Raw genomic sequence first — 8,338 nt, 5'->3', positions numbered from 1 at the left:
CCGTAGGTGAGCCGCTGCAACGACTGCTTGGCGAACACCCGCCGCTGGTACGCCAGCCCGGAGGCGACGTTCGCGGCGTCGTTGCACCGGTCCAGAGCGGCCCGCAGCGCGGCCTGCTGAGCGGCGTCCGGGAACAGCCGGACCTGCACGACAATCTTCACCGGGCGTCTTCGTCGTCCGCGTAGTCATCTTCGGCTGCCATCGACTTCGGCCAGCGGCACCACGCGGCCCGGTCAGCTTCGTCCTCGGAGCAGCGTGTCTCGATCATCAGGTGGGTCAGGGCGCCGTCGATGTACAGCACCGCCTGGTCGGCCGTGCCGAGGTCCGGCGCGTCGTACCCGAGACGTGCCAGTGCGACGTCCAGCTCCGCTGCCCGCGCCTCGCTGGCCTGCTGCACGCTGGCCGCGTGGCGGCGTCGCGCTTCGGTCAGCCAGTCCGGCCTGCTCTCACGCAGCGACCGCACGTCCCGTTGGGTCCAGGGGCGGTCGAGTTTCGGCAGGTCCGCGTAGTCGATGCCGAGGACCTTGGCCGCCCATCTCGGCTTCACGACCTTGTCCAGTTTCGCAGGCATGCCCACACCGTCTCATCTTATCTATGTCACCACGATGGACCCCGGACCCGCATAGTCGCAGAGGTAGAAGCGTTGTCCACAACCTGCACGTACATCTTGTCTTCGTCACCACGTATCGGCGGGACGCCCTCAACGACGCGATGCTCACCCACTGCGAACAGATCATGCGGCAGGTCTGCGCCGACCTGGGCGCCGAGCTGCGCGAGTTCAACGGCGAGGACGACCACGTCCACCTGCTCGTGCACCACCCGCCCAAGCTACCGATCTCCACGCTGGTCAACCGACTCAAGGGCGTCTCGGCGCACTACCTGCGCAAGGAGTTCACCGGCCGGATCAACCGGCACATCATGCACGGGCACCTGTGGTCCCCTTCGTACTTCGCCGCGTCCTGCGGCGACGCCCCACTGGAAGTGATCAAGGACTACATCAAAGGGCAGAGACATCCCGGTCCGTAACGCGATTCCTCCCGGCCCTCAAGGACCGGGATTCTCGCTACATCCGGTTGAAGCCGATGTTGGCGGTGGCGCCGGCACCGAGGTTGCCGTTCCACGACTCGTTGGTGGCGGTGACCTGGTTGCCGGTCTGGCTCCACCGCGCCGACCAGCCCTGGGTGACCCGCTGGTTTCCGGGGAAGGCGAACATCAGCGCCCAGCCGGTGAGCGGGTCGCCGAGGTTCTTGATCGTCATGTTGGCGCTGAGGCCGGTGCTCGGACCCGCGTCGACGCGATCTGGCCCCTGTCGCATTGAATCGACAGTCAACCATGGAAGCGTTCCCACAACAAGCGCGCAGCGAGCCGAATAAGCCCCATGTTTCGATCTCGTTTTGGGTCTTTCACAAAGCCGTGACGGGCGTTACAGTCGCATCATCATCGATGGGAGCGCTTCCATCGATGATGGTTCCAAGTAGAAGATCACCGGGACCGTCTCTGACGAGCCCGGGGAACCAGCCCGAGGGCTGACGACGGGCCAGCCCGGACGCCGCCGTCAGCCATCATCCCGCCACAGGGAGGGAGGTGGAACCAGAGCCACTCGCGTGGCCCGGCTCCCGCGCGACACACACGGCAGGACCCACAATCCGCCCGTGTGTGTGCAGTTGCGGTGGGGACGGGGGTTGCCCTCCCCCGTCCCCACACTAAACCCCCGTACACGATGGGAAAAGAGGCCGACGGGACAGGCGCTCCGCGCCGCCCGGTCGGCCTCGTTCGCTGTCCGGGGCCCAGACCGCCGCAACCCGCCACCGCCGGCCGACACGACGGCCGGCTGACCGGGTCGGCCGCCCCTGCCCTATTGTGGGAGCGCTCCCGAAACTTCGGCGGTTGCCCCGTATCCACGAGGAGAATCCATGTCGATACCTACCGGGCCCGCCGGCCCGCTGCGCTTCCCCCGCGACTTCGGTTGGGGCGCGGCCACCTCCGCGTACCAGATCGAGGGCGCCGCCAAGGAGGACGGCCGCGGCGAGTCAGTCTGGGACACCTTCAGCCGCACCCCCGGGCGCACCCGCAACGGCGACACCGGCGACGTGGCCGCCGACCACTACCACCGCTACGCCGAGGACCTCGACCTGATGCGCGACCTCGGGCTGCGCAGCTACCGCTTCTCCATCTCCTGGCCCCGGATCCAGCCCGACGGCACCGGCGCGCCCAACCAGCGCGGGCTCGACTTCTACCGCCGTCTCCTGGACGGCCTGCACGAGCGCGGCATCGCCCCGATGGCCACCCTGTTCCACTGGGACCTGCCGCAGGCCCTGCAGGACGCCGACGGCTGGGAGTCCCGCGACACCGCCCACCGCTTCGCCGACTACGCCGACGCGGTGTTCCGCGCCCTCGGCGACCGCGTCCCGGTCTGGCTGACCGTCAACGAACCTAAGACCGTGGTGCAGAACGGCTACCTCGGTGGTCACCACGCCCCCGGCCGGCAGGACCCGGACGCGGCCTACCTCGTCGCCCACCACCTGCAACTCGCCCACGGGCTCGCCGTCCGGGCGCTGCGCGCCGCCGGCGGCACCGGCCGGATCGGCCCCGCGCTCAACCTGCACCCCTGCTACCCCGCCGACGATTCACCGCAGGCCGCCGCGGCCGCCCGGCTCTACGACGGCTACGAGAACCGCCTCTACCTCGACTCCCTGCTCAAGGGCAGCTACCCCTCGGATGTGCTCGCCGACCTGGGCCCGCAGAGCCGGATGGCACGCGGCATCCGCGACGGCGACCTGGCCGTGATCTCCTCGCCGGTCGACCTGCTCGCCGTGCAGTACTACACGCCCATCTACGTCACCGCCGACGGCGGCACCGTGCAACGGTGGCCGACCTCCGAAGCCGAGTGGCAGCAGATCTACCCCGACGGGATGTACGACATCCTGACCCGGGTCACCCGCGAGTACGGCCCGATCCCGCTCACCGTCACCGAGAACGGGCTGCCCACGCCGGACGCCATCGCCGCCGACGGCAGCGTCGACGACGCCAGCCGGATCAGCTTCCTGCGCGACCACCTGGCCGCCGCGCACCGGGCCATCGCCGCCGGGGTGCCGCTGGAGAGCTTCCACGTCTGGTCGCTGTTGGACAACTTCGAATGGGATGAGGGATACGACCAGCGGTGGGGACTGGTCTACGTGGACTACCCGACCCAGCGGCGGGTGCTCAAGAGCAGCGCCCACTGGTACCGCTCGGTCATCGCCGACGGCGGCTTCTGAGCGGGCCTCCGCCCGGGCCCCGGCGGCCGGCTCCGGTGAGCCGGTGACCGTCCGGGGCACGGCCGGGGCCGGTCAGCGGGGCAGCGCCTGCTGCAACTCCGCCCGCAACGCCGGGGTGAGCATCTCCCCCGCCTGCTTCGCCAGCCGGGCCATCTCGTAGCCCACCACGCCGATGTCCGCGTCCCCGGCGGCGAGGGTCGCCAGGATCGACCCGTCCCGGACCTGCATCACCAGGAAGTAGCCCCGGCCCATCTCGACCACCGTCTGCTTGACGACGTCACCGTCGAACATCTGGGCCGCGCCCGCGGTGATGCTCATCAGCCCGGAGGTCACCGCGGCGAGCTTGTCCGCGTGGTCGCGGGGCAGGTTGTCGGAGATCGCCACCAGCAGCCCGTCGGAGGAGACCACCACCGCGTGCGCCACGCCCGGCACCCGCTCCGCGAACGCGCTCACCAGCCAGCTCAGGTCCCGTGCCTCCTGGCTCAACGTCGTCACTGTCGTCGTCCCCCTTCATCGTGCCCCCCGGACGGCGGCACGGGTATCTCGGTGGTGTCCTCGGCCTTGGCACGCCGTACCCCGCTGTAGAGCCGGGAAAGCATGCCACCGACCGCTTCCGGGTCCAGGTCGTCACGCGCCGGCGCCGCCTCCGGCCGGGCCGGGCGCGTGACCGAGGAGAGCTGCGCCATCGGCACCCGCATCGGCAGGCCCTGTTCGTTCGTGCCGGCGGTCACCGGGGTTGCCGGCGGCACGACCGGCCCCGGCACCGCCGGCCCGGACGGGCCCTCCCGGGACCACCAGCCGCCGCCGTTACCCGACGAGGCCGGGGTGAGCACGTCCTCGGCGCGGACCGGCACCGGGCGGGCCTGACGCGGCACGGCGGCCCCGGGCCGGCGGCCCGCGATCGGCAGGTCCAGGGGCGCGACCGCCGGCCCGGACGCGGCCCGGGCACTCCCGGACATCCGCTGCGCGCCAACGCCCCGAGCGGCGCCGGCCGCCAGCATCCGGGCCGGGGCGGGCGGATCCAGCTCCACCGCGCCCGCCGGGGCCAGCAACGCGGCGGGCAGCGCGAGCCGGGCGACCAGGCCGTTGTGGCCGCCGTCCAACCGCACCCGCACACTGAGCCGAGCGGCCAGGTGGCTGACCACGAACAGGCCCATCCGCTCGACCGTCGCGACGTCCGCGGCCGGCGGGCTGGCCAGCACCTCGTTCGCCTCGGCCAGGGCGGCCGGGCTCATGCCCAGGCCTTGGTCCGTGATCTCGATCAGCGCGCCCGCGGCCTCGACCCGGGCGGTCACCGCCACGACGGTGTCCGGGCGGGAGAACGCGGTCGCGTTCTCCAGCAACTCGGCCAGCATGTGCACCAGCTCACCGACGGCATGCCCGACCAGGTACACGTCGCCCACCGACTCCAGGCGAACCCGCTGGTACTGCTCGATCTCAGCCGCGGCCGCCAGCAGCACCGGGCCGAGGCCGACCGGCCGGTTCCACCGGCGGGTGGACTCGGTGCCGGCGAGCACCAGCAGGCTCTCGTCGTTACGGCGCATCCGGGCAGCCAGGTGATCGAGCTTGAACAGGTTCTCCAACTGATCCGGGTCGCTCTCCTCGCGCTCCAGGTCGTCCAGCAGCTCCAGCTGGCGCTCCACGAGCACCTGGCTGCGCCGGGCCAGGTTGACGAACATCGCGTTGACGTTGCGCCGCATCGTCGCCTGCTCGACAGCGACGGTGACCGCGCTGCGGTGCACCGCCACGAACGCCTCCGCCAGCTCGCCGATCTCGTCGAGCGAGCGGACCACAGCCGGCGCGACCTCGATGCCCGGCACCCCGCCGGTGACGGTCCGCAGCCGGTCCAGCGCGTCCGGCAGCTCGACCTGCGCGATCCGCAGCGCCTGGCTGCGCAGCAACCGCATCGACCGGGCTACCGAGCGCCCGACGAGCAGCGAGATCAGCAGGGCGGCCAGCAGCACGGCGACGATCCCACCGGCCACCAGCAGGGTGGTCCTCAGCTGGCCGCTGCTGGCGCCGTCGGCCTGCCGGACAGCGTCGTCGAGCACCCCCGCCTCGACCTGGCGCAGCAGCTCCTGGCGCTGCTCACTGGCCCCCCACCACTGCTCCGAGGGCAGCACCTCGGGCGTCGCGTCACCGGCCGGCAGGCTGCGCTCCTCCAGTTGGGTGGCGACCAGGAACAACGGGTCCACCGAGGTCTCGTCGTACCGGCGGATCTGGTCGGTGGTGGCGGCCACCCGGAACGCGCCGAGCGCGGTCAGCTGCTGGGCGCGCAGGTCGGTCAGGAGCACCCGGTCCTCGGTGCCGTACCGACCGGCGCGGGCGGCGGCGTAGAGCTGGGCCCGGACCCGCGAGGAGAGCTCCTTGACCCGGGCGATCTGGACGTAGCGCAGCACCGCGTCGCTCAACGCCGGCCGCTCCTGCCCTGGCGTCGGCTCGGCGAGCAGGTCGAGCAGCGTGTCGACGGCGCGGTGGTAGTTGCTCAGGATGGTGTCGGTGCTGAGCACCGCGGGCGGGATCGCCGGCCGGATGTCGACCACCTGGTCGTACGCCTCCAGCACCTCCGAGAACGCGACCCGCCAGGACGCGTCCGCGTCGGCCAGTGGCTCAGCCGCCCGGCGCAGGTCCACGATGGCCCGATCGGTCGCCGCCTGCAACGGCTTCAGGGCGGTGGACGCGGCCTCCCGGTCACCACCCCTGCGCAGCTCGCCCAGCTCCCCCGCCGAGCGGTCCCGCTCCTGCTGGAGCTGGTGCACGACGGCGGTGATCTGCCGGCCGATGCCGACCTGCCGGGCGAAGTCGTTCAACGCCGTCGTCCGCCCCACCAGCGCGCTGGTCTGCACACCGGCGAGCACCAGGAACGCCACCGACGGCACCACCAGCACGGTGGCCAGCTTGGTGCTCATCCGCCAGTCCCGCAGCCGGAACGGCGAACGGCGCCGGTGCGGAACAACCCGGACGTCGAAGCGACGCCGGCGATGGTTCGACACCGCACCGTTCACCGGGTCGGGACCTACCGCCACCCTGCCTCCTCCGTCCTGCCGCGTCCACCGCGGTCCGGGGAGTCGCAGTCCATCCAACCAGGCTCGGGAGCGCTGTCAACGGCCCGGTCGGAGCAAAACTTGAGCAGTTGATACCGACGGGAACACCGGCCGTTTACGGCTGGGAGGAACGCCGGTATGCCCCTCACATTGGTCGCTGCTGTCATCCAGGTACTCCTTGGCGCATCCTCACAGGTGCCGGCCAAGGTACGACGGCGACCACGGGTGGTTGACCAACAGGTAACGACGAAGGGCATCGTTTCCTGTCGCAGGTAGCCGGGCCGACACGCCCCTAAAACTGTTGACCGATTTCTGGGCAGGGCGACAGTGGGCGGGTAGTGCACGAACGAATTGGATGTCATCGGTGCTGTCATTGGCTCCGCATCACGGCGGCGAAGTCTGCGCACCGTTACAGTGAGCGCGTGAAGCTGGTTGTGCCGGTGAAGCTCCTGCCGACACCCGAGCAGGCGGCGGCACTCGAATCGACCCTGCGCGCGTGCAATGCGGCGGCTTGCGACGTGGCGACGGCGGCGCGTCAGGTTGACTGCTATCGCAACTACGAACTGCGCAAACACACCTACCAGGGCATCAAGGCCGAATACCGGCTCGGCGCCCAGGCAGCGCAACACGTCATCAAGAAGGTCGCCGACGCTTACGCCACCTTGACGGCGAACATCCGGGCCGGCAACCTCGGCAAGGCCGGCTCGAGACGGCGCTGGCGGGCCGAGGTCAGCCCGATCGGGTTCCGATGGAACGCAGCCCAGCCCTACGACGCCCGGATGCTGTCCTGGCACCACGACACCCGCACCGCGTCCATTTGGACGACTGCGGGCCGGCTAAGGGACGTGGCGTACACCGGCTCCGCCGGTCAGATCAAGGCCGTCGCCACCAGCAAGATCGGCGAGTCCGACCTGGTCTACCGCGACGGCATGTGGTTCCTGCACGCCACCGTCGAGGTGGCCGAGGCGCCGATGTACGAGCCGGACGGCTTCCTCGGCGTGGACATGGGCATCGTCAACATCGTCTACGACTCTGACGGCAACCGCTATGCCGGAACGCGGCTCAATGGTTACCGCCGCAGGCAGGCCCGGCTGCGGGCCAGGTTGCAGGAGAAGGGCACCAAGTCGGCCAAGCGACTGCTGGCCCGGCGCAACAAGAAGGAAGCGCGGCACGCCGCAAACGTCAACCACCACATCGCCAAGACCATCGTGACCGAGGCTGCACGCACCGGCCGTGGCATCGCCGTCGAGGAACTGACGGCGATCCGCGATCGGGTCCGGCTGAGAAAGCCCCAACGGGTCACGCTCCACTCGTGGTCGTTCCGCCAGCTCGGCAGCTTCCTGGCCTACAAGGCCCGCCGAGCCGGTGTACCGCTGGTCGAAGTCGACCCGCGTTATACCTCCCAGACCTGCAACGGCTGCGGTCACCGCGACAGGCGGAACCGGCTGGACCAGGAAACCTTCCATTGTCGGTCTTGTGGGGTCGTTGCCCACGCAGATCACAATGCAGCCCTCAACATCGCCAAGCGCGGTGTCGAGAGCTGGGGCGCGGTCAACCGCCCGCACGCGGCACCACCTCGCAGCCAGCGAGAGGTTGATCCGCAAGCTCGCCCATTCATCGGCGGGTAGTTGACGAAGGATACTGCGGCAAGACCAGCTCGTCCGTCCGGCCGATGTCGGCGAGCTCGACCGCGTCACCGAAACGGCCCAGCGCCACCAACGCGCCGCCGGTGGCGCCGATCTCCGGGTTGCGTTGGTGCGACACCGGTCGCGGCGCGAGCGCGGAGGCGAACGCCTGCCGCCACCACACCGAGGCGGCCACCGCACCGCCGCCCAGCACCACCTCGACCGGTTTGTCGATCGTGGACTCCAGCACGGTCAGATCTTCGGCGACCAGCTCGCACAACCCCTGCATCAGCCCGGCCAGGATGTCCACCGCGGTGGTGCCGAAGCTGAGCCCGCGCACCTCGCCGGTGCCCGCCGGCGCCAACCCCGGCGCCCGGTCGCCGCCGAAGCGCGGGTCCGCCGGCCGCCCACC

General features: G+C 70.7%; 7 protein-coding genes and 1 pseudogene. 3 read left to right on the top strand and 5 right to left on the bottom strand.

Annotation, left to right across the window (positions count from 1 at the left end; genetic code table 11):
• Window positions 1-157: 157 nt before the first annotated feature.
• Entirely contained in the window at window positions 158-571 is a 414-nt protein-coding gene (locus ACWD6N_RS36735; RefSeq protein WP_450006587.1) for a hypothetical protein, read from the bottom strand.
• A gap of 23 nt (window positions 572-594) precedes the next feature.
• Between ACWD6N_RS36735 and tnpA the strand changes: the two genes are divergently transcribed.
• Complete coding sequence (gene tnpA, locus ACWD6N_RS36730) at window positions 595-1,026, top strand: IS200/IS605 family transposase (protein ID WP_450006585.1); 432 nt, start codon at window positions 595-597, stop codon at window positions 1,024-1,026.
• A gap of 46 nt (window positions 1,027-1,072) precedes the next feature.
• On the opposite strand, the pseudogene ACWD6N_RS36725 reads toward tnpA, so the two are convergent.
• Window positions 1,073-1,276, bottom strand: a pseudogene (locus tag ACWD6N_RS36725) (cellulose binding domain-containing protein); the annotation flags it as partial.
• A gap of 637 nt (window positions 1,277-1,913) precedes the next feature.
• Between ACWD6N_RS36725 and ACWD6N_RS36720 the strand changes: the two are divergent.
• Window positions 1,914-3,257, top strand: coding sequence for a GH1 family beta-glucosidase (locus ACWD6N_RS36720; protein ID WP_354967574.1), 1,344 nt, complete (start codon window positions 1,914-1,916; stop codon window positions 3,255-3,257).
• 72 nt (window positions 3,258-3,329) lie between these two features.
• On the opposite strand, the gene ACWD6N_RS36715 is transcribed toward ACWD6N_RS36720, so the two are convergent.
• Entirely contained in the window at window positions 3,330-3,752 is a 423-nt protein-coding gene (locus tag ACWD6N_RS36715; protein ID WP_074307750.1) for a roadblock/LC7 domain-containing protein, read from the bottom strand.
• Window positions 3,749-6,283, bottom strand: a complete 2,535-nt coding sequence (locus ACWD6N_RS36710; protein WP_354967573.1) for a sensor histidine kinase — start codon at window positions 6,281-6,283, stop codon at window positions 3,749-3,751. The genes ACWD6N_RS36715 and ACWD6N_RS36710 overlap by 4 nt, the downstream gene beginning before the upstream one ends.
• 440 nt (window positions 6,284-6,723) lie before the next feature.
• On the opposite strand from ACWD6N_RS36710, the gene ACWD6N_RS36705 reads away from it, so the two are divergent.
• Complete coding sequence (locus ACWD6N_RS36705) at window positions 6,724-7,929, top strand: RNA-guided endonuclease InsQ/TnpB family protein (RefSeq protein WP_387328550.1); 1,206 nt, start codon at window positions 6,724-6,726, stop codon at window positions 7,927-7,929.
• Here the strand turns inward: ACWD6N_RS36705 and ACWD6N_RS36700 are convergent.
• Window positions 7,916-8,338: FGGY-family carbohydrate kinase (locus tag ACWD6N_RS36700; protein WP_450006583.1), on the bottom strand; the 423-nt coding region annotated here is incomplete at its 5' end. The genes ACWD6N_RS36705 and ACWD6N_RS36700 overlap by 14 nt on opposite strands.

This window comes from Micromonospora sp. NPDC005163, assembly GCF_053599835.1.
This window is presented reverse-complemented; position numbering and strand designations above follow the sequence as displayed.